Here is a 20839-nt window from a genome sequence, read left to right on the forward strand (position 1 = left end):
TATTTCGGTTTGATAAACACCGTCAGGGTTATGCCTGTCCGGTTAGCCCAAAGAAGTCGCGGGCCGTTAACTCATCACGTGCGATTTGCGTTTTTAGTTCATCAAGCGACGCAAATCGCTGCTCGTTACGTATTTTTTTACGCAGTATTACATCTATATGGCGACCGTAGAGGTCCATTACAACATCCAGGAGATGAACTTCCAGCTGCTGACGCACGCCGGATACCGTTGGACGAGTACCAATGTTGGCGACCCCCATAAACGGTTTGTCGCCAAGCCCTGTCACTTCTACCGCATAGACCCCTTTTACCGGGGAAACCTGACGGCGCAGCGGTAAATTCGCCGTCGGGAAGCCTATTGTGCGCCCGAGCTCATCGCCGTGCACTACGCGCCCGGAGATGGTAAACGGATGCCCCAGCAGCGTCTCCGCGAGGGGCAGATCGTCGTCAGCCAGCGCCTGGCGCACCGCCGTGCTGCTGATGCGCACACCGCCTTCACAGAAGGTTTGGGTGCTGGTGACGTCAAAGCCATACTCCACGCCGGCTTTTTGTAATAACAAAAAATCCCCCTGGCGACCCGCGCCAAAGCGGAAATCATCGCCAACGGCGAGGAACTGGACACCCAGTTGGCGGACCAGCAGTTCGCTGATAAAGTCCTGGGCGGTCAATGCGGCAAAGCGCCGATCGAAGCGCACGCACAGGACGTAATCGACGCCGCTTTCGGCCAGATAGTTCAGCTTCTCACGCAGGCGCGTTAATCGCGCCGGCGCTTTATCGGCGGCAAAAAGCTCAAGCGGCTGCGGTTCAAAAATCATCACCACCACCGGTAAGCCACGCTGGCGGCCTTCTGCGCGCAAACGCTGCAATAATGCCTGGTGCCCGCGATGCACGCCGTCAAAATTTCCAATGGTCAGCACGCACCCGTGCGGGGCCTGACTGAGATTATGTATGCCGCGTATCAGCTTCATGTCTGGCTCAAAACAGTGAAAATCGTCCGAGTATACCTTGTACAACTGGCGACGTTAACCAGCGATTGCACCTCTTCACTGAAAGATCCCGGTAATTCATTCACTCAGCGCGAGATTGCGGGAAAATCTCTCCGGCGTCGTCGATTTTTATGGTCGAAAGGCTGTATTCGCCAGCAACAAGCTGGTAGAATCTTGCGCCATCACTACGTAATGAAGCGTTGTTAGTTTGAACGACGCTTATTTGCACAAATCCATTGACAAAAGAAGGCTAAACGGGCATTCTCCTCGGCCTTTGAATTGTCCATATAGAACACATTTGGGAGTTGGACCTTGGCTAATATCAAATCAGCTAAGAAGCGCGCCGTTCAGTCTGAAAAGGCCCGCAAGCACAACGCTAGCCGTCGCTCTATGATGCGTACTTTCATCAAGAAAGTATACGCAGCTATCGAAGCTGGCGACAAAGCTACTGCACTGAAAGCATTTAACGAAATGCAACCAATCGTGGACCGTCAGGCTGCTAAAGGTCTGATCCACAAAAACAAAGCTGCGCGTCATAAAGCAAACCTGACCGCTCAGATCAACAAACTGGCTTAATCGCCCGCGCGTTGTCGCTTTGAAAAAAACCCGCGAAAGCGGGTTTTTTTATGTCTGCCATTTATTACGCTGGAGCCTGAACCCGGCCTCGGCATTTTCCTCATGCAGCCCTATGACTGAGGCGGCGTAAAAAGCGCCGAATAGTCACGGTTACAAATCCGCTGCACCGCCGGATGCTGGATCATTCGTTCCGCAAAGATGGCGTGATACTCCTCCATAACGTTGTCCATGCGCCCGATCTCAACTATCGATTCATCGCTATAAAAATCATGCGCATACAGCGTCGGCGCAACGAATATCGCATTGTGCGCCGCGCCGAAGGCCTTCATCAACGCCGCATCGTCGAACTCGCCCAGAATTTCCACCTGTAGCCCCTGCGAATTAAACCAGTTGAGCAGCTTGCGCCCTAGCATGGAACGACGGCCGGGGATCAGCAGCCGACGTTCTTCCAGACAGCCAGGGAACGGTCTTTCCGGCGGCGGATTCATGCACCAGAAGCTCACGCTACACTCGCCAATTTTTACCGAAAATAACCCTTCCTGCTGGGTGGAATCGATGGGACAGTCGGAGATGATCATATCGAGCTTATGCTGGCTTAGCTGCTCAAGCAGCATTTCATGGGTCGACTCGAAACAGCGTAAATGGATCTGTTCGTTATCGACGACGGCGGCATCCAGTACGCCGCTAACCAACCGTTTCGACAGCGCGTCCGCGACGCCAACATCAAACAGCAGATTCGACTCTTTACGATAGTTAACGATATCGAGCATTTCCTGGCTTAGCGTAAACATGCGATCCGCATAGCGGAATACCAGTTCACCTAATTCGCTAGGCTCCAGCCCTCTTCCTTTGCGCTTAAACAATTTCCCTTGCAGGCGTTCTTCCAGGGCCTTAATTTGCCCGGTAATGGTCTGCGGCGTCAGGAACAGCGCTTCAGCGGCACCGACAACGGAGCCTTCTTTGTAGACGTGCCAGAAGTAGTACAGGTGATTGTAGTTGATGTGCGACATGCTTCTCTCCCTGATAATGTCAGGAGAGCCGTAGCCGGCTCCCCGTGAGATGTTAAGCCGCGTAGCCCGAATCCGTTACGCGCTTACGCAATATGATGTATCCCGTGACGGCCGATAGTATCGATCCAATCAGGATGCCAAGCTTGGCCCAGTTGATCAATCCGGGGTCGACGCTGCCGAAGGCCAGGGTGGCAATAAAAATCGACATTGTGAAGCCAATCCCACACAGGATGCCCACCGCCATAATTTGCCTACAGGTGGTCCCTTCGGGTAACGAGGCCCATTTCAGCTTCAGCGCCAGCCAGCAGAATACGCTAATACCCAACGGCTTACCGATAAACAGCCCGGCAATGATACCCAACGGCAGCAGTGAGGTCAGCCCTTCTACCGTGACCCCTTGCAAAGAAACGCCCGCGTTAGCGAAGGCGAACAGCGGCAGGATCAGGAATGCCACCCACGGATGCAGCACGTGCTCAAGCTGCTTCGCCGGCGATTTACCGTTCTGCTCTTTTAGTGGGATCATAAAGCCGACAATAACCCCAGCCAGCGTGGCGTGCACCCCCGACTTAAGAACCGCGGTCCAGAGTATGGCGCCCACCAGGATATAGATCCCGGTACGCCGTACGCCGCACAGATTTAATGCCGTCAGCACAACAATGGCTCCAGCGGCGACAACCAATGACACGACAGAAAGGTCGTGTGTATAGAACAACGCAATAATAATAATTGCGCCCAGATCGTCAATAATGGCCAGCGCCATCAGGAAAATCTTCAGCGCAGCGGGAACCCTATTCCCAAGCAACGCCAGTACGCCCAGCGCGAAGGCAATATCGGTGGCTGCCGGAATCGCCCACCCTTCTCTGGCAATCGAATCCTGGCCGTTAAACGCCAGGTAGACCAGTGCCGGAACCACCATTCCGCCCAACGCTGCGACGACCGGAAATACCGCCTGGCGACGGCTGGCTAATGCTCCCTGATTCATTTCACGCTTCACTTCAAGGCCGATAAGCAGGAAAAATACCGCCATCAGCGCGTCGTTAATCCACAACAGCATGTTCTTGTTGATCTCAAGCGCGCCGACCTTCAGCTGAACCGGCGTCTCAAGAAAAGCGCGATACCAACCGCTAGTCAGGCCGACGTTGGCCATTAGCATAGCCAGCGCCGCGGCGATGATAAGAATGATGCCTCCGGAGGCATCACTAGTAAAAAAACGATGCAGATGTTTCACTTTTTATAATCTCTTTATGGGTAATACTTCGTAATTACTATCCTACTCCGCCTGAATCATCGTTAAAATTAGATTATACATGATAAATAGATCGGTTTTTACGAATCAAAAAAACCCGAGACATATCGGGCTTACCTGCTGTCATCGCGTCCTGGAAAAACTTAATTATGGATAGAGTTCCATTTTGTACACACGGAAACTAATAAAGACCCCGGAAAATCCGGGGTCTGCTGATATTGACGTTAAAGAGATTAATACGCGCCGAGGTCGGTCCAGGTCTTACCCGCGCCGCAGTTCAGATCCGGCTGATTGCCCTGGGACCACCAGTTCACCTGGTAGTTGTGGCCTTTCCAGCTCACGATCTCGAAAGTGCCCCAGTTTGCGCCATAGACGGTATTCGCATCCCACAGCGGGTACGGCGTCGTGGAGTCATCAGGTTCCGGGGTTGGCTCAGGAGTCGGTTCCGGGGTTGGCTCAGGAGTCGGTTCCGGGGTCGGCTCAGGAGTCGGTTCCGGAGTCGGCTCAGGAGTCGGTTCCGGATCAACGCTGCTTGCCGCAGGTACGACCATCAGTACAAAGCGCTGCTGAGTGGACGGCTCATTGTGAACGTCACGGACAAACAGGGTGAACTGGAAGTCGGTGGCTACTGTCACTACAGGCGTCACAAACTCAATCACTTGTGCCGTTTTATCAGCGACGTCAATCGCTACCGGTACGCCCCAGCTGAAGCTCAGCACATCATGGTCTTCATCCGTGGAGCCTGCGCCTGACAGCTGCACGCGGGAGCCGCCAACAACGAGCAGTTCAATCGCTGCTTTTGGCGCATGGTTGACCTTATCGCTATCGTCATCGTTATCAGCCGGATCGACGTTGATACCTTCAAAGTAGAACGGCTCCATATCGATGACTTCTTTACTCATCTGGTAACCCAGACCTTCACGCGCCGCATTTACTAGCACGCCGTTATCCTGGTCGATAGTCCAGGTAAACAGGCCGCCCAACCCCCGTTTCGCTGCATATTCCCCTTTAGCTTTCACGGTACGCGGCGTATCCAGCGACATGAACAGTTTTGACTGCGGGTTATAGAGATAATCAGCATTCGCGACTTTATCGGTATAGACGTTGAAGCCGTTGCGTCCTTTCTGATTTTCCAGATCCAGATAGTTATAAATGGTGTCGTACCATTCGGTGCAACCGGATTCAAACGAGCCGGTAGTGGTACCTTCGCCTGGTTTGTAGGTGCCTTTCAGCGGAGAGAAGCTCTCAATCTCGACGTTACGGCCGTTGCGGGTATAGCCAGCGTAGCCTACGTTGATGCGGTCAGCCGGGAAGCCTTCACCGATCAGATAATCAACAACCGTTTCAACGCTCCACCCGCCCGCGGTCAGTGGAGAGAGGTTGGTGTGATGAGTCACCGTTTCCGCCCATGGGGTGCCGAAGAAGTCATAGGTCATCACATTGATGCCATATAGACCAGCTTCCAGCAGCGCTTTCACGTTGGAATAACCCAGCGTCTGAACGACGGCGGAGCTGGCGATAGAAATTTTAACGTCGCTGCGGCCCGCTGCATCCAGCTGTTTTTTCAGCTCTTTGATAAGCAGCGCATAGTTATCGCCATCTTCCGGACCGAATGGGTTGTTATTGCCCGCATTGTTCGGGTATTCCCAGTCAATATCCACTTCGCTGAACATCGGGAACTGTTTGAACAGTTTTACCACCCCAGCAGCAAACGTTTTACGCGCCGCATCGGTTTTCGCCATTTCATGGAAAGCGTTACTCATGGACCAGCCGCCGATGCTCATAGACAGCGCCAGCGTATGCCCCAGTTGTTTTGCTTTCGCCTGCAGATCGCGCAAACCGCCTAAAATACCGTGAGTAGTTTGTTCGGTGACGGTCATTGGGTCGACATCCCAGCCGCTGGTAGACTGGTTGCAGTTCACATAAGACTGGAAATCGCCCCACGGATCGAGGAAAGTCGGCTCATGAGTGGTTTTACCGGTCTGCGCCGCCGCGGTTTCGATGGTGTATTGCTTCTCACCTTTATCACCAACAATACCAATAAAGCCAAAAATAATTTTGTCGTAAGCCAGCGGATCAACGCTCGCCAGGTCGTAACCCCGACCGCGGTTATTCGGGGTGTCCTGTCCCTGGAGGCGACCATCATATTGTGACCAGTCTGTATAGTAACCAAACACTTTCGGTTTAGCGGCTTCGGCTTTATAGACGTTATATACCGGTTGCGCCACGCGGGCAGACGTATAGCTATACTTGCTGTCTTCAGTAGCAGGATAAAAACTATCTGCTGCATTACTGGTTTCAGTCAGAGTATCACCCTTAATTAATTTGCTGGTAGCCATGATATATTCCTTTTCAATGTAAATAAATTAGCAGTTCGTTCTGCGAGACAGATAATCCATTTTCATCGATGGCATAGCTAATCACTAAACCTCACATGAGAAATTGATTTTTAAATTATGCCTACCTGGTAACAATCACTCACATCAAAATAAACATATCGCGCATTAAGTTAAAAAAACATGAATATCTTAAACATACCATTTTTTCTTAAAGAATATTAAAAAGGCAGTTAAATAGAATTTAAAAATGCTTAAAAGCTGTGATGCAACCAATAAAGCTGCAAGGAAAAAGATGAATATTAAAAATGAAATATGGAATAAGAAAAAACTGATTATTAATATTCTAACCGCTCTCGCACACTCGGATAAAAGGACATGATTGTGAAAACATACATCATCAATGACGATTGCATTTTCAATGAACGGAAATATGAATTAAGAAATGTCTCTAACTCATTAGTCATCAGAATGACCGCAATGCGTGCCAGATGTTTAAGCTTCATTATTGAACATGCACAGGAGGAGGTAATAGGCAGACAGGAACTGACTTCGGCGCTGTGGGGAAGCCGGGGAAATTATGTTAATGACGCGAACCTGACGCAGATCCTCTATCTCATTCGCAAAGACCTCAAAACTTTCGGTATCAATGATCTGTTGATTACCATCCCCCGCAAGGGCATCCAGGTTAACGATCAAATTTCCATTGCAGCGGCAGATTCAGAGACCAGCACAAAACCAGCATTGACCATCATGCTCTTTTGCAAAAAAATCCTGGCCCTCTTGTTCCCTCGCGGACAAAAACGCCCCTTTTTCTGACTTATTAAGGAGATACAGATGAACCCTATTCTTGACGGCATTCTCAACCTCGAGGGTGACTACGTTAATCATCCAAAAGACCTTGGCGGGGAAACCCACTGGGGGATCACTGAAGCGGCCGCCCGCGCAAACGATTACGTAGGCGATATGAAAGAACTAACGCGAGTTGAGGCGTATAGCATTCTTGAAAATATGTACTGGATCAAACCCGGATTTGAGAAAATTTCCCGGATCTCATGGGCCGTGTCGTTTGAATTATGCGATGCCGCGGTAAATATCGGCCCGCATTTTCCCTGCACCTGGCTACAGCGCTGGCTGAACGCATTAAACCGAGAACAGCGTTTTTATCAGGATATTAAAGCAGATGGGATTATTGGGAAAAGGACCCTGGAGATGCTGAGCACTTTCCTCGATATACGAGGCAAAGAGGGTGAAGAGGTTCTGCTGAAGGCCCTTAACTGTAGCCAGGGCGCTTATTATCTCAGTATTACGGAGAGCCGACCTGCAAATGAAGAGTTTATCTATGGCTGGCTAAAAAATCGAGTTACATAACTTCGTCCTACAGGCAGCTAACAAAACGTTGCAGCCACCAGTAAACGAACAAGGCTCATATGAGCCTTGTTCGTTTGTACGATATTATTTAAATAAATCATTACTATTTAATATCTGCCGGACTTTTGTCCCCACGATTTTTAATATAGGTACAGCGAATACCCCTCCGATACCGGAAAAAAGTAAAATCATATTAAGGCTTAAGCCTTTTTCAATGGCGACAGCGCTAACCAGAAAGCTGGTAAAACAGGAAATAACAATTTGCGCCAGGCAACTGATAATACCTTTGTGCAAATGGTTGGCTTTACGGGCATTTGATTTCATCAAATAGCTGACGAAACCACCCCATGCACCGGTTGCGATGACGGTAAAAAGAATTTCCATTTCAAGCAGCATCGCCTTTGGCGTTTCAATCTGAGCGGGAACTGACATATACGACTCCTTATGATTATGACACACTCTGAATCTACCTCTGTTTAAACAAAGTACAGAATCAAAAATAATCATTAAGCGTCCTTTGACGGCCACTACTGTCCTTTTCAACGGCGAAATGCCGAGAGCGTATGCAGCATTGTCACCACTTCTTCAATATTCTGACTCTTACGATTCTTTTTATGCCAGTAAGCATAGATATTAATGGGTTTAAACGTCATCTCGCCAGGCGGTTGGATAATATTAATATTATAATTGCGGTTATTTTTATAAAATATCGCAAGCTTAACTGGCATTAACGCTATCAGCGAGGTGCGCTCCACAATACTGATGATACCGGTGATCGAATCACTCTTATACCCTTTCAGCCTGTGGCCCTGATAAGCGATCTCGCTGTCATATAAGTTTTCGTCATTAATCATCATTGGGGAGAATGGATTGGCCCCTATATTTCCAGACACTTTTTATCGCTTTACCCATTACTGGTTCGCCGCCGCAGATATTCCCGTGGCGAACGATATCCCAGTGCACTGTGCGGATGCCATTCGTTGTAATGTTCGAAGGCCTCCGCAAGGTTCTTTGCCGCTGTTAACCCGTCAGGTTTTGGCATGATGCTGATGTAGTCGCGCTTCATCGTTTTCACGAAGCTCTCCGCCATTCCGTTGCTTTCTGGACTACGTACCGCCGTATGTTTTGGCTCCAGTCCTACCATTCTGGCGAACTGACGCGTCTGATGAGAACGGTAGGCTGAACCGTTGTCTGTCAGCCACTCAACGGGGGATGTCGGCAGCCTGTTACCGAAGCGACGCTCTACTGCACCCAGCATGACGTCCTGCACGGTTTCACTGTCATATCCACCGGTACTTGCCGCCCAGTGAAGTGCCTCGCGATCGCAACAGTCCAGTGCGAACGTGACCCGCAGTTTTTCACCGTTATCACAGCTGAACTCGAAGCCGTCGGAGCACCACCGCTGGTTACTTTCTCCAACGGCCACTTTCCCTCTATGCGCCCGCTTCGAGGGCGGTATTGCCGGTTTACGCTCAAGCAGCAGCGCATTCTGACGCATGATGCGGTATACGCGTTTGGCATTGATCACCGCCATGTCGTCAGTTTCTGATTGTCTGCGCAGCAGTGCCCATACACGACGATAACCATAGGTGGGCAGATCGTCGATAACGGTATGGATACGAGCCAGCGCTTCAGTATCATCAGGCTTGCGCTTGCACCGACGATCCTGCCAGCCCTTCGACCGACGGGCCATGGCATGCAGTTGCGCACGTGAGACCCGGAGGCAACGACTGACAAGGCTTATTCGCCATCCTCCGGCAACAAGGGCACGTGCGCTATCCACTTTTTTTGTCGGCCATATTCAACGGCTTCTTTCAGCAGCTCGTTTTCCATGGTTTTTTTGCCCAGCAGGCGCTGTAACTCTTTAATTTGCTTCATTGCAGATGCCAGCTCCGACGCGGGTACAACCTGTTCACCCGCGGCAACCGCAGTGAGACTGCCTTCCTGATATTGCTTACGCCACAGGAACAGCTGACTGGCAGCAACGCCATGCTGACGGGCGACCAGCGACACGGTCATTCCGGGCTCAAAGCTCTGCTGAACAATGGCGATTTTTTCCTGAACGCTGCGCCGTCTGCGCTTCTCTGGACCTAGAACATCAATCATTCGGACTCCAACGACTAGTCTAAAACTAGTATTAAGACTATCACTAATTTAAGTGATACCAACTGTCTGGAGATTCATGGGGCCAGTCTAGAGAATAAGCTGGTTTGATAGACGGCATGACGGGAAGAAAAAAAATTATGCAAGGATAGCTGTGACAGTTCGCTCAACAAACTATCTTCACTACAGATACAACAAAAATCTTTAAAGCTATCAATAAAGCGACTCTCAAACGCCTCATTGTTGATCGCTTCAGTACTTATCGCGAGATCGCAATCGCCGGAGATGAGTAAGCTTTTCATCTCCTCATTATCTCTGTTTCGGTTAGAAAAATGCCCGAACAGATAGCGATCGAATACTTTTTCATCGTAAAGCTGTGAAAGATAATAGTTTTCGGTAATGTCACCGCCAAGAATAGTGATTCGGTTCTCCTCCTGATGCTTACGCTCTGGGGTTAATGCCATCCTGACGAGGTCGATGACCTGACGAAAACTCTGGTGCACTTCCAGCGCTTTCACCGTCGGGATCAGCCCGTTTTTGCCCCTGACAAAAAGTTCCTCATTATAAAAAAGCTGCAGTCTGGTTAGCGCAATGGAAACAGCCGCCGGTGTTACGGATAATCTTTTTGATGCTTTTGTCACATTTCCTGCCGATATAACGGCATCCAGTACTTTCACCAGATTATAATCAAAATCTTTTTTAAGATTTCTTGCGTTCACGAGCCACCACCCTGGAATAAATAAATACAATATAAATAATTATTTAAGCCATGCATATCATATTCATTCAAAATGTACATTATTAGTATCAAAAAAAATCATATGTAAAAATGATATTTTTGCGCACTGCGCTGCTCATTTCTCATACATCTTTAGTTGGGTATTTATGCAGGCACAATAAAATTAACTATGTTTCAGACAAATAATATTACCATAATAAACAAATAATAATATTATTACCGCAAAGGTGAATATTTATTACAGAGGAGACACTTTTTTATTGCCAATGCGCAAGATATAAAAAAACCCGAAATAAATTTCGGGTTTTTTTATATAAAGTGATGATTAACGCGTCAAATCATCGAAAAATTTCTTCACACCATCGAAGAAACTTTTGGAGCGTGGACTATTCTTCTCACCCGTCGGCCCACCAAAGCTTTCCTGAAGATCTTTCAGCAGCTGCTTTTGTTTATCGTTAAGACCAACCGGTGTTTCGACGACCACGCGGCACAGCAGATCGCCCTGCGCACCACCGCGCACGGACTTCACGCCTTTGCCACGCATCCGGAACAGCTTCCCTGTCTGCGTCTCGCCAGGCACCTTAAGGTTCACACGACCGTCCAGCGTCGGGACCTCAATCTCGCCGCCGAGGGCGGCCATAGTAAAGTTAATCGGTACTTCACAGTACAGGTTGTTGCCTTCACGCTCGAAAATGGCGTGCTGCTTAACCTGAACCTGAACATACAGATCGCCTGCTGGCGCGCCATGCTCGCCGGCTTCACCTTCTCCAGCCAGACGAATACGGTCACCGGTATCGACGCCCGCCGGAATCTTAACCGACAGCGTTTTGGTTTTCTCTACGCGACCATGACCATGACATTTATTACATGGATCTTTGATCAGCGTACCGCGCCCCTGACAATGCGGACAGGTCTGCTGCACGGCGAAGAAGCCCTGGCGCATCTGTACCTGACCCGCACCGTGGCAGGTAGGACAAGTCTGCGGCTGGCTCCCCGCTTTGGCGCCGCTGCCGTGACAAACGTCGCACTCTTCGAGCGTTGGGATACGGATCTCTTTGGTGACTCCGCGAACCGCCTCTTCTAAGGTCAGTTCCATGTTGTAGCGCAGGTCTGCCCCGCGCGCTGCGCGCTGGCGACCACGACCGCCGCCAAAGATATCACCGAAAACATCGCCAAAGATATCGCTGAAATCCGCGCCGCCGCCAAAACCGCCGCCGCCGCCCATGCCGCCTTGCTCAAATGCGGCGTGGCCGTACTGATCGTAGGCGGCGCGCTTCTGGGCATCGGTCAGGACTTCATACGCTTCTTTGATTTCTTTGAATTTAGCTTCAGCCTCTTTATCCCCCTGGTTACGGTCCGGGTGATACTTCATGGCCAGGCGCTTATACGCCTTTTTGATTTCACGCTCTTCCGCCGATCTGGAAACGCCTAAAATCTCGTAATAGTCTTGCTTTGCCATTGGTGTTTTTCAGCCCCTTAACATGCGTGCACGGGCGGAGAGGAAACCTCTTCGCCCGTGCCAGTGTTTTACCCGTTCAAAGGGCGATTATTTTTTGTCTTTCACTTCTTCGAACTCAGCGTCAACAACATCGTCGTCCTTCGCGTTGCTCTCGGAAGCGTCAGCGCCGCCAGCCTGCTGCTGGGCGTGCTGCTGCTGCGCGATTTCCATTAGCTTCTGGGAAGCCTGAGCCAGCGCCTGCATTTTCGCTTCAATATCGGCTTTATCTTCACCTTTCAGCGAAGTTTCCAGCGCGGTCAACGCAGACTCGATAGCGGTTTTATCGTCAGCCGGCAGTTTGTCGCCTGCTTCTTCAACCTGCTTACGCGTGCTGTGCAGCAGGTGGTCACCCTGGTTGCGGGTCTGCACCAGTTCTTCGAACTTACGGTCAGCTTCTGCGTTCGCTTCAGCATCGCGAACCATTTTCTGAATCTCTTCTTCATTCAGACCAGAAGACGCTTTGATGGTGATCTTCTGTTCTTTACCGCTGTTTTTGTCTTTCGCGGAAACGTGCAGGATACCGTCAGCATCGATATCGAAGGTCACTTCGATCTGCGGCATACCGCGCGGTGCCGGGTTGATACCATCCAGGTTAAACTGACCCAGTGATTTGTTATCAGAGGCGCGTTTACGCTCACCCTGAATAACATGGATGGTTACCGCGGACTGGTTGTCTTCGGCGGTAGAGAACACCTGGCTGTGCTTGGTCGGGATCGTGGTGTTCTTATTGATCAACGCAGTCATCACGCCGCCCATGGTTTCGATACCCAGAGACAGTGGGGTAACGTCCAGCAGCAGTACGTCTTTCACTTCGCCGGTCAGAACACCGCCCTGTACGGCTGCGCCAATAGCAACGGCTTCGTCCGGGTTAACGTCTTTACGCGGTTCTTTACCGAAGAACTCAGCGACTTTTTTCTGCACCATAGGCATACGAGTCTGACCACCGACCAGGATAACGTCCTGGATATCGGATACGGACAGGCCAGCATCCTGCAGAGCAACTTTCAGCGGCTCGATAGAACGGTTAACCAGATCTTCAACCAGGCTTTCCAGTTTCGCACGGGTCACTTTGATGTTCATGTGCTTCGGACCGGTGGCATCTGCGGTGATATACGGCAGATTGACGTCGGTCTGCTGAGCGGAAGAGAGTTCAATCTTCGCTTTCTCAGCGGCTTCTTTCAGGCGCTGCATAGCCAGCGGGTCGTTACGCAGGTCAATGCCCTGATCTTTCTTAAACTCGTCAACGAGGTAGTTGATCAGACGAGTATCGAAGTCTTCACCGCCCAGGTGGGTATCACCGTTGGTCGCCAGAACTTCAAAGGTTTTTTCGCCGTCAACTTCGTCGATTTCGATAATGGAGATATCGAAGGTACCACCACCGAGGTCGTATACCGCGATGGTGCGGTTGCCGACTTCTTTATCCAGACCGTAAGCCAGCGCGGCGGCGGTCGGTTCGTTGATGATACGTTTGACTTCCAGACCTGCGATACGGCCGGCGTCTTTAGTAGCCTGACGCTGAGCATCGTTAAAATAAGCAGGTACGGTGATAACCGCTTCAGTTACCGGCTCACCCAGGTAATCTTCAGCTGTTTTCTTCATTTTCTTCAGCACTTCAGCAGAGATCTGCGGCGGTGCGGTTTTGGTGCCCTTCACATCAAGCCATGCGTCGCCATTGTCTGCGGCAACGATTTTGTACGGCATGATAGAAACGTCACGCTGGACTTCTTCGTCCTGGAAGCGGCGGCCAATCAGGCGTTTAATCGCAAACAGGGTGTTTTGCGGGTTTGTCACTGCCTGACGTTTAGCCGGCTGACCAACCAGAGTTTCACCATCCTGGGTATAGGCAATGATAGAAGGCGTGGTGCGATCGCCTTCGGCGTTCTCCAGCACGCGTGCAGTAGTGCCATCCATAATCGCTACACAAGAGTTGGTAGTACCCAGGTCGATACCAATAATTTTACCCATCTAAACGTCTCCACTAAAAATTCAGTCAACATGTGGTTGTGAACCTGTAATAAGGGCGAAACGTGCGGTTTCAACTGCCCAGACATCATTTTTTTTCAGGTTCATTCACTGCGGTTGACTACAAGATGGGGTCACCCGCCGCTTCATCAAGGGGCAAGACAAAAAATTTTTTGTCTTGCCCCTGCCGTCGCGGGGGGCTGGGCATCAGAAGAAGGCCGAAAAGCGGGTTTAAAAACGCACAACACATAATAAATAATAATAATTAAATTAAAACTCATTCATATGATAATTGACATAATCCGCAATGATTACGAGCTAAAGACAATAAAGTTCTGGTGATAAAATATTTTCCACTGATAACAGAACAAAATAATAAGGAAATCCTCATGAAATCACTCATTCATATACCAGTAGGATTATTGTTTAGCGCTGCGTTAATAACATCCGCATCCGCTAACGATCATAAAATCTTAGGCGTTGTCGCCATGCCGCGAAATGAGACTAACGATCTCACCCTGAAGCTGCCGGTTTGCCGGGTGATTAAGCGTATCCAGCTCACCGCCGATCGCGGCGATATCCAGCTTTCCGGCGCGACGCTGTACTTTAAAGCCAGCAATAGCGCCAGTCAGAACATCAGCGTGCCTTCAACCATCCAAGAAGGGGCAACCACCGACTGGATTAACATTAATAGCGATAACGATAACAAGCGCTGCGTTAAAAAAATCGCTTTTTCCGGCCACACCATTAACTCTTCTGACATGGCTTCGCTAAAAATCATTGGCGACGATTAATATCACTGTTCACATTATCTGAGATTTATGAAAATTAATTATCTGGATGATGAAGACCTCTCTTTTCTTCATCGCTGCAGCGAAGAGCATCTGGAAACATTCACCCGAATTCTGACCCACAATGAGAATGGTAAGCCGCGCCTTTCAAGCTCGCTATTGCGTAATGAAAATTTTCAGGCGATGGCCGGGCACCCTGAACGCTATCGTCGCAACTGGCAGCTTATTGCCGGCGAGCTCCAGCACTTTGGCGGCGACAGCATCGCCAACACGCTGCGTCGTCACGGAAAGTTCTACCGGGAAATTTTGCTGGACGTCTGCAAGAGGCTAAAAATCAAAGTAGAGAAACAGATGTCTACGCCGGAAATCGAGCAGCATCTTCTGGAGCACTTTCTGGAACATAGCTGGAAGAAGATGGACGATCGGCAGAAGGCTGACTTTTTCATTGCCGTTGAGTGTCGGGTCAACGAGCATAAAGAGATACTTCCCTATCTGCTACAGACGAATAAGCTGGCGCAGGGCGTCTCGCATCTTCTCGAAGCCCGTCTGACGAAGATCCTCCGCACCCACGCTGCCGTTAGCGTAATCGGCCACGGTTTGGTGCGCGGTGCCGGACTTGGCGGCCCTCTCGGCGCCGCGTTTAATGGCGTCAAAGCCGTGAGCGGCAGCGCTTATCGCGTAACCATTCCGGCCGTACTGCATATTGCCTGTTTGAGGCAAATGACCAGACTTCATCAGGTGAAAAATGAAATTGGTGAAAAATACCCCGCCAGATCATAGACAGTAACGCAGCGCCTAATTATTATGCCGCGCCCCGCCGCTGAGTGGCGGGGAATGCTTCCCTTTCTAATCATTATTTTGAGGAATTATGGGCAACACTAAGTTGGCTAATCCGGCACCGCTGGGCCTTATGGGCTTCGGCATGACCACTATTCTGCTTAACCTGGCAAATAGCGGCCTGTTCGCGTTTGATGTAGCTATCCTGGCGATGGGCATTTTTTACGGCGGCATTGCGCAGATTTTTGCCGGCCTGTTGGAATTTAAAAAAGGCAACACTTTTGGTTTAACCGCATTCACGTCTTACGGCGCTTTTTGGCTGACGCTGGTTGCCATTCTTTTGATGCCGAAAATGGGGCTTGCAGAAGCGCCTAACGCGCATTTCCTTGGAATGTACCTAGGATTGTGGGGCGTTTTTACCTTGTTTATGTTCTTTGGCACCCTGAAAGCCGCGCGTATGCTTCAGTTTGTATTTCTCAGTCTGACCGTGCTGTTCGCGCTGCTGGCGATTGGCCACCTGGCTGATAACGAAGGCATTGTGAAGATTGCAGGCTGGGTCGGTCTGGTCTGCGGCGGCAGCGCCATCTATCTGGCGATGGGTGAAGTGCTGAACGAGCAGTTTGGCCGCACCGTTCTGCCAATTGGCGAAAAGCATTAATTAACTTCGCCGCCCGTCCGCGAGCGGCGAAGTAAGCCCTATCGATTTACGGCAGGCGCTGCAGTTCAGCTTTCGGCGCAGCGACCTGCTCATCCAGTCCCTGGCGTAGCCAAATCCCCAGCCCCAACCCCATAAACGACAGCGCCAGCACGTACCACGCGGGCGCCATCGGCGAAACGCCCATCAGCATGGTCACCGCAATCGGCGTCAGGCCGCCAAAGATGGCGTAAGAGACGTTATAAGAGAATGAAATACCGGTAAAACGGACTTCAGCCGGGAACGCGCGTACCATCACATACGGAACCGCCCCTACCACGCCGACGCACAGGCCCACCGTACCGTAGAGCAGAAACAGACGCTGCGGGCTAGCGCCGGAAAGATGGTAGAAAGCCCAGCTTGCCGCCGCGAGGAATACGCTGCCGACAATAAACGTGCGGCTGGCGCCAAAACGGTCGGCGGCCAGGCCTGCCAGCAGGCAGCCAATGCACAGCATGATGGTGGCTATGCTGTTCGCCTGCAGGGTAATGGCGGGGGCAAAGCCGTAGTGTTTTTGCAGCCAGACCGGCGACATCAGGATCACCACCACCACGCCAGCGGATAACAGCCAGGTTAGCAGCATTGAGACCGCCACCGCTTTCTGATGCTTCAGCGCGACGGCCTTAACCGGCAGCTCCTGCGCTAACGCCTTGCGCTGCTGCATTTCGAGGAAAACAGGCGTCTCCTGGAGCCAACGGCGCAGATACATGGCAACGAGCCCAAACGCGCCGCCCAGCAGGAATGGAATACGCCAGCCGCCATCATGGATACCCTGCGGCGTCAGGTTGGTATTAATCAGCGTCGCCACCACCGATCCCAGCAGGATCCCAACCGTCAGGCCGGCGGTCAGCGTCCCGCAGGCGATACCGATTCTTTTTTCCGGCACATGCTCAGCCACAAAAACCCAGGCGCCGGGGACTTCACCGCCAATCGCCGCCCCCTGAAGAATACGCATAAATAGCAGCAAAAGCGGCGCCACGATGCCCACCGACGCGTAGGTGGGCAGCAGGCCAATCGCCAACGTAGGCAGCGCCATCAGTAAAATGCTCAAGGTAAACATTTTCTTACGCCCGACCAGATCGCCAAAGTGGGCCATAATGATGCCGCCAAGAGGACGCGCTAAATAGCCCGCCGCAAATATGCCGAAGGTCTGCACCTGGCGCAGCCACTCCGGGATATCCGCCGGGAAAAATAGCTCGCCGACAACGGCGGCGAAGAAGACAAAGATGATGAAATCATAAAACTCCAGCGCGCCGCCAAGGGCGGCCAGCGTCAGTGTTTTATAATCCTGTCGGTTCAGAGGTCGGGTATAGTGTGGCATAACGGGCAATCATCCAGAGGTATGAAGATGTTCTACGCAATGTGTAAAGTTAAAAACACTATATCGTAAATAAAACAACACACCACTGGAGATGCAGGTTATATCAGGAATGTGGGAAATTCAGGATAATGTTTCACGCCTGGCGCTTTTAGGGCGAAAAGCTGCTACTACATCGCAGTTCGTTTCGACATAGGGCCCCTCAAGCAACTGTACACAATACGGTACACTTGCAAATACCCCGTGCACCAGCACGTTGCCTTCCGCATCTTTCACGCCTTCCAGCGTTTCCTCGATAGCTTTTGGCTGCCCGGGCAGATTAAGGATTAGCGCCTGCTTGCGGATGACGCCAACCTGACGAGAAAGAATGGCCGTTGGTACGAAGTGAAGGCTAACCTGGCGCATTTGCTCGCCAAAGCCGGGCATAACCCGATCGGCAATCGCCAACGTCGCATCTGGAGTGACGTCACGACGGGCCGGGCCCGTGCCGCCGGTAGTCAACACCAAATGGCAGCCCATTTCATCAACCAGTTCGCACAGCGTTTGCTCAATAATAACCTGTTCATCCGGGATCAAGCGGGTCTGCAATTCGAAAGGCGTGGAGAGCGCACGGGCCAGCCACGCTTCAAGCGCGGGGATGCCTTTATCCTGATAGACGCCGCTGGAGGCGCGATCGGAAATGGAAACTAAGCCGATTCGTAAGGTGTTCATGATTATTCCGTTCAAACAGTATTAATAAACAGAATAATACACCGAGGGGAGCAAGGCAGACAGTTTAATGTGGCCGACGGGCGTCGGCCACATGCGGAATTACAGCAGATCGCCGATCATTTTTTCCAGTTTTTCCTGGTCGATCGCAAACTTGCGGATACCTTCCGCCAGTTTGTCTACCGCCATCGGATCCTGGTTGTGCTGCCACAGGAACTCGGATTCGGTGATACGAGCCGGACGCGCTTTAACTTCGCCGCTAAAGGCCAATTTACGCTCGATAGCGCCTTCGCTTTCCGCCAGCTCTTTCAGCAGGGCCGGAGCGATAGTCAGGCGGTCACAGCCAGCCAGCTCCAGGATCTCGCCGAGGTTACGGAAGCTTGCGCCCATAACCACCGTCTCGTAGCCGTGCTGTTTGTAGTATTCGTAGATTTCGCTTACCGAAACCACGCCCGGATCTTCTGCCGGCGCGTACTCTTTCTTATCGGTATTGGCTTTGTACCAGTCGAGGATACGGCCAACGAACGGAGAAATCAGGAATACGCCCGCTTCGGCGCAGGCACGTGCCTGAGCGAAGGAGAACAGCAGCGTCAGGTTGCAGTTGATGCCTTCTTTTTCCAGCTGCTCAGCGGCGCGGATGCCCTGCCAGGTCGAAGCCAGTTTGATCAGAATGCGATCGTTGCCGATGCCGGCATCGTTGTACAGCTTGATAAGGCGCTTAGCTTTGGCGATAGATGCCTCGGTGTCATAGGACAGGCGAGCATCGACTTCGGTGGAAATACGGCCAGGGATCAGCTTAAGGATTTCAAGACCAATGTTCACCGCCAGCTTATCGGAAGCATCGATAATCTGCTGCGCGCGGTCGCTGCTCTGGCCGCGAGCCCAGGCAACAGCGTCATCGATCAGCTTACGGTACTCAGGGATCTGAGCCGCGCCGAGAATCAAAGAAGGGTTAGTCGTGGCGTCCTGAGGCTGATACAGCTTCATTGCCGCGATATCTCCGGTATCAGCTACGACAGTGGTGTACTGACGCAGAGAGGTCAATTTATCCGTCATGATAGTGTTTCTCTTAAACAGCAGTTAAGGGGATGTAACCGGTCTGCCAAGATGATAACACGCTGCCGGGGCAGCGCAACCGCCTACAATGCATGAGCGCAGAGTGTGATAAACTGGGCCAATTAATTACCTGAACACTAAAGGATTGTCACTGGATTGGTAGCGCTTACACTTGCGCACCGATATGGGCAAGAGGATGCTTGATGCCTGATTTTCTTTCGTTTATCAATGAAATACTCTGGGGCTCGGTAATGATTTATCTGTTACTGGGCGCCGGCGTCTGGTTTACCTGGCGAACAAAATTCATTCAGTTCCGTTATATCCGCCAGTTCAGCAAAAGTCTGAAAAAGAGCCTTCAGCCGCAGCCCGGCGGCTTAACGTCTTTTCAGGCGCTGTGTATGAGTCTGGCGGCGCGCGTGGGCAGCGGCAATATGGCAGGCGTTGCGCTGGCCATTGCCGCAGGCGGCCCCGGCGCCGTATTTTGGATGTGGATCTCGGCGCTGCTCGGTATGGCCAGCAGCTTTGCCGAATGCTCTCTCGCCCAGCTTTATAAAGAGCGCGACTCCCGCGGGCAGTTTCGCGGCGGCCCCGCCTGGTATATGGCCCGGGGACTAGGTATGCGCTGGATGGGCGTGCTGTTTTCCATTTTTCTACTGCTGGCCTACGGGGTCATCTTTAATACCGTACAGGCCAACTCCGTTGCCCATGCCATGGCGTATGCGTTTCATTTACCTGAGGCGATTACCGGCGGCGTCCTGGCGGTTCTGACCCTGCTGATCATCATTCGCGGTATTCGCGGCGTAGCGCGAATGATGCAGTGGCTCGTGCCAGTGATGGCCCTGCTATGGGTGGCGACCAGTCTGGTCATTGGTCTGTGGCATATCACCTCCCTGCCAACGATTTTTGAAACTATCTTCCGCTGCGCTTTCGGCTGGCAAGAGGCCGCTGCGGGCGCAGTCGGCTATACCATCAGCCAGGCGCTAACCAGCGGCTTTCAGCGCGGGATGTTTTCCAATGAAGCGGGGATGGGGTCAACGCCTAATTCCGCCGCCGCCGCTGCCTCCTGGCCCCCTCACCCAGCGGCGCAGGGGATCGTACAGATGATTGGCGTTTTCATTGACACCATCGTGATCTGTACCGCCAGCGCCGTGATCATCATGCTGGCGCCGCGAGACGGCAATGCAGAAGCGGTGAACGGCATTCAGGCTATTCAGCACTCGATGAACAACCTCATCGGCGACTGGGGTTCCAGCTTTGTCGCTATCATAGTGCTACTGTTTGCCTTCAGCTCGATCGTCGCAAACTATATCTATGCCGAAAATAATCTCATTTTTCTCCGCATGGATAGTGACCGTAATATCTGGCTGCTGCGTCTGCTTACGCTGTGCATGGTTGCTACCGGTGCGATGATCGGCCTACCGGTGGTGTGGCAGATGGCGGATACCATCATGGCGTTGATGGCGATAACCAACCTGACGGCTATCCTGCTGCTCTCGCCAACGGTGCGCATTATTGCCAGCGATTATCTGCGGCAGCGGAAGCTGGGCCAGCGGCCGGAATTTGACGTCACCCGCTACCCTGAGATTCATCAGCAGCTGGTACCGGGAACATGGGACAACCTGCCGCGCGAATAGCGCGGCAATCGCAGCTATCGATCCTCTCATGACGT

General features: G+C 51.6%; 20 protein-coding genes. 7 read left to right on the forward strand and 13 right to left on the reverse strand.

Going from position 1 to position 20839, the window contains the following annotated elements:
- Positions 1–28: 28 nt before the first annotated feature.
- A complete protein-coding gene (gene ribF, locus EGY08_RS10760) occupies positions 29–967 on the reverse strand; it encodes a bifunctional riboflavin kinase/FAD synthetase (RefSeq protein ID WP_004128776.1) in 939 nt (312 codons plus the stop codon).
- Positions 968–1297: 330 nt separating this feature from the next.
- On the opposite strand from ribF, the gene rpsT reads away from it, so the two are divergent.
- On the forward strand, positions 1298–1561 hold the full coding sequence (gene rpsT, locus EGY08_RS10770; RefSeq protein ID WP_003018940.1) for a 30S ribosomal protein S20: 264 nt from the start codon (positions 1298–1300) through the stop codon (positions 1559–1561).
- 110 nt (positions 1562–1671) lie between these two features.
- On the opposite strand, the gene nhaR is transcribed toward rpsT, so the two are convergent.
- The 3 genes from nhaR to EGY08_RS10785 form a co-directional block, all read right to left on the reverse strand.
- Positions 1672–2571 carry a transcriptional activator NhaR gene (gene nhaR, locus EGY08_RS10775; protein WP_049115939.1) on the reverse strand — a complete coding sequence of 300 codons (900 nt, stop codon included), beginning with the start codon at positions 2569–2571 and terminating at the stop codon, positions 1672–1674.
- Between the two features lie 52 nt (positions 2572–2623).
- Positions 2624–3799 (reverse strand): Na+/H+ antiporter NhaA, encoded by a 1176-nt coding sequence (nhaA, locus tag EGY08_RS10780; protein ID WP_112167043.1) that lies wholly within the window; start codon positions 3797–3799, stop codon positions 2624–2626.
- Positions 3800–4050: 251 nt separating this feature from the next.
- Positions 4051–6156, reverse strand: a complete 2106-nt coding sequence (locus EGY08_RS10785; protein WP_112167041.1) for a glycosyl hydrolase family 18 protein — start codon at positions 6154–6156, stop codon at positions 4051–4053.
- A 381-nt stretch (positions 6157–6537) separates the two neighbouring features.
- On the opposite strand from EGY08_RS10785, the gene EGY08_RS10790 reads away from it, so the two are divergent.
- Positions 6538–6972 carry a winged helix-turn-helix domain-containing protein gene (locus tag EGY08_RS10790; RefSeq protein WP_172880739.1) on the forward strand — a complete coding sequence of 145 codons (435 nt, stop codon included), beginning with the start codon at positions 6538–6540 and terminating at the stop codon, positions 6970–6972.
- 18 nt (positions 6973–6990) lie between these two features.
- Entirely contained in the window at positions 6991–7524 is a 534-nt protein-coding gene (locus EGY08_RS10795) for a glycoside hydrolase family 108 protein (protein ID WP_004128765.1), read from the forward strand.
- Positions 7525–7608: 84 nt separating this feature from the next.
- Here the strand turns inward: EGY08_RS10795 and EGY08_RS10800 are convergent, their stop codons facing one another.
- From EGY08_RS10800 to dnaK, 6 genes are all read right to left on the reverse strand, one after another.
- Positions 7609–7956 (reverse strand): phage holin family protein, encoded by a 348-nt coding sequence (locus EGY08_RS10800; RefSeq protein ID WP_004128764.1) that lies wholly within the window; start codon positions 7954–7956, stop codon positions 7609–7611.
- Positions 7957–8063: 107 nt separating this feature from the next.
- Complete coding sequence (locus EGY08_RS10805; protein ID WP_228712774.1) at positions 8064–8417, reverse strand: hypothetical protein; 354 nt, start codon at positions 8415–8417, stop codon at positions 8064–8066.
- Positions 8418–8428: 11 nt separating this feature from the next.
- A protein-coding gene (locus EGY08_RS10810; protein WP_096913407.1) for an IS3 family transposase occupies positions 8429–9630 on the reverse strand; the annotation gives its coding sequence in 2 pieces (ribosomal slippage) (positions 8429–9315 and positions 9315–9630; 1203 coding nt in all).
- Between the two features lie 74 nt (positions 9631–9704).
- On the reverse strand, positions 9705–10346 hold the full coding sequence (locus EGY08_RS10815) for a LysR family transcriptional regulator (protein ID WP_228712775.1): 642 nt from the start codon (positions 10344–10346) through the stop codon (positions 9705–9707).
- A 345-nt stretch (positions 10347–10691) separates the two neighbouring features.
- On the reverse strand, positions 10692–11825 hold the full coding sequence (gene dnaJ / locus EGY08_RS10820) for a molecular chaperone DnaJ (protein WP_004128760.1): 1134 nt from the start codon (positions 11823–11825) through the stop codon (positions 10692–10694).
- A gap of 87 nt (positions 11826–11912) precedes the next feature.
- Positions 11913–13829, reverse strand: coding sequence for a molecular chaperone DnaK (dnaK, locus tag EGY08_RS10825; RefSeq protein ID WP_004128758.1), 1917 nt, complete (start codon positions 13827–13829; stop codon positions 11913–11915).
- Positions 13830–14215: 386 nt separating this feature from the next.
- Between dnaK and EGY08_RS10830 the strand changes: the two genes are divergently transcribed.
- The 3 genes from EGY08_RS10830 to satP all read left to right on the forward strand — a co-directional run bounded on the left by EGY08_RS10830 (position 14216) and on the right by satP (position 16052).
- Positions 14216–14620: a DUF2541 family protein gene (locus tag EGY08_RS10830; RefSeq protein WP_004128755.1), complete on the forward strand. Its 405-nt coding sequence runs from the start codon at positions 14216–14218 to the stop codon at positions 14618–14620.
- A 27-nt stretch (positions 14621–14647) separates the two neighbouring features.
- Positions 14648–15397, forward strand: coding sequence for an acidic protein MsyB (msyB, locus tag EGY08_RS10835; protein WP_049115934.1), 750 nt, complete (start codon positions 14648–14650; stop codon positions 15395–15397).
- Positions 15398–15485: 88 nt separating this feature from the next.
- Complete coding sequence (gene satP, locus EGY08_RS10840; protein ID WP_004128752.1) at positions 15486–16052, forward strand: acetate uptake transporter; 567 nt, start codon at positions 15486–15488, stop codon at positions 16050–16052.
- Between the two features lie 46 nt (positions 16053–16098).
- On the opposite strand, the gene EGY08_RS10845 is transcribed toward satP, so the two are convergent.
- The 3 genes from EGY08_RS10845 to tal all read right to left on the reverse strand — a co-directional run bounded on the left by EGY08_RS10845 (position 16099) and on the right by tal (position 19170).
- Positions 16099–17409: an MFS transporter gene (locus EGY08_RS10845; protein ID WP_004128749.1), complete on the reverse strand. Its 1311-nt coding sequence runs from the start codon at positions 17407–17409 to the stop codon at positions 16099–16101.
- Positions 17410–17529: 120 nt separating this feature from the next.
- Complete coding sequence (gene mog / locus EGY08_RS10850; RefSeq protein ID WP_004128747.1) at positions 17530–18117, reverse strand: molybdopterin adenylyltransferase; 588 nt, start codon at positions 18115–18117, stop codon at positions 17530–17532.
- Positions 18118–18216: 99 nt separating this feature from the next.
- Positions 18217–19170 (reverse strand): transaldolase, encoded by a 954-nt coding sequence (gene tal / locus EGY08_RS10855; RefSeq protein WP_004098458.1) that lies wholly within the window; start codon positions 19168–19170, stop codon positions 18217–18219.
- A 203-nt stretch (positions 19171–19373) separates the two neighbouring features.
- Between tal and EGY08_RS10860 the strand changes: the two genes are divergently transcribed.
- Positions 19374–20804 carry an alanine/glycine:cation symporter family protein gene (locus EGY08_RS10860; RefSeq protein WP_087828605.1) on the forward strand — a complete coding sequence of 477 codons (1431 nt, stop codon included), beginning with the start codon at positions 19374–19376 and terminating at the stop codon, positions 20802–20804.
- The last annotated feature ends 35 nt before the right edge of the window (positions 20805–20839 follow it).

Source organism: Klebsiella sp. FDAARGOS_511, from assembly GCF_003812845.1.
Classification (GTDB): Bacteria; Pseudomonadota; Gammaproteobacteria; order Enterobacterales; family Enterobacteriaceae; genus Klebsiella; species Klebsiella grimontii.

Bases quoted from the DNA above. Each gene is read 5' to 3' on its own strand.
- ribF (WP_004128776.1), bottom strand. From the start codon at position 967: ATGAAGCTGATACGCGGCATACATAATCTCAGTCAGGCCCCGCACGGG.
- nhaR (WP_049115939.1), bottom strand. From the start codon at position 2,571: ATGTCGCACATCAACTACAATCACCTGTACTACTTCTGGCACGTCTAC.
- EGY08_RS10785 (WP_112167041.1), bottom strand. From the start codon at position 6,156: ATGGCTACCAGCAAATTAATTAAGGGTGATACTCTGACTGAAACCAGT.
- EGY08_RS10795 (WP_004128765.1), top strand. From the start codon at position 6,991: ATGAACCCTATTCTTGACGGCATTCTCAACCTCGAGGGTGACTACGTT.
- EGY08_RS10800 (WP_004128764.1), bottom strand. From the start codon at position 7,956: ATGTCAGTTCCCGCTCAGATTGAAACGCCAAAGGCGATGCTGCTTGAA.
- dnaJ (WP_004128760.1), bottom strand. From the start codon at position 11,825: ATGGCAAAGCAAGACTATTACGAGATTTTAGGCGTTTCCAGATCGGCG.
- dnaK (WP_004128758.1), bottom strand. From the start codon at position 13,829: ATGGGTAAAATTATTGGTATCGACCTGGGTACTACCAACTCTTGTGTA.
- EGY08_RS10830 (WP_004128755.1), top strand. From the start codon at position 14,216: ATGAAATCACTCATTCATATACCAGTAGGATTATTGTTTAGCGCTGCG.
- msyB (WP_049115934.1), top strand. From the start codon at position 14,648: ATGAAAATTAATTATCTGGATGATGAAGACCTCTCTTTTCTTCATCGC.
- satP (WP_004128752.1), top strand. From the start codon at position 15,486: ATGGGCAACACTAAGTTGGCTAATCCGGCACCGCTGGGCCTTATGGGC.
- EGY08_RS10845 (WP_004128749.1), bottom strand. From the start codon at position 17,409: ATGCCACACTATACCCGACCTCTGAACCGACAGGATTATAAAACACTG.
- mog (WP_004128747.1), bottom strand. From the start codon at position 18,117: ATGAACACCTTACGAATCGGCTTAGTTTCCATTTCCGATCGCGCCTCC.
- tal (WP_004098458.1), bottom strand. From the start codon at position 19,170: ATGACGGATAAATTGACCTCTCTGCGTCAGTACACCACTGTCGTAGCT.
- EGY08_RS10860 (WP_087828605.1), top strand. From the start codon at position 19,374: ATGCCTGATTTTCTTTCGTTTATCAATGAAATACTCTGGGGCTCGGTA.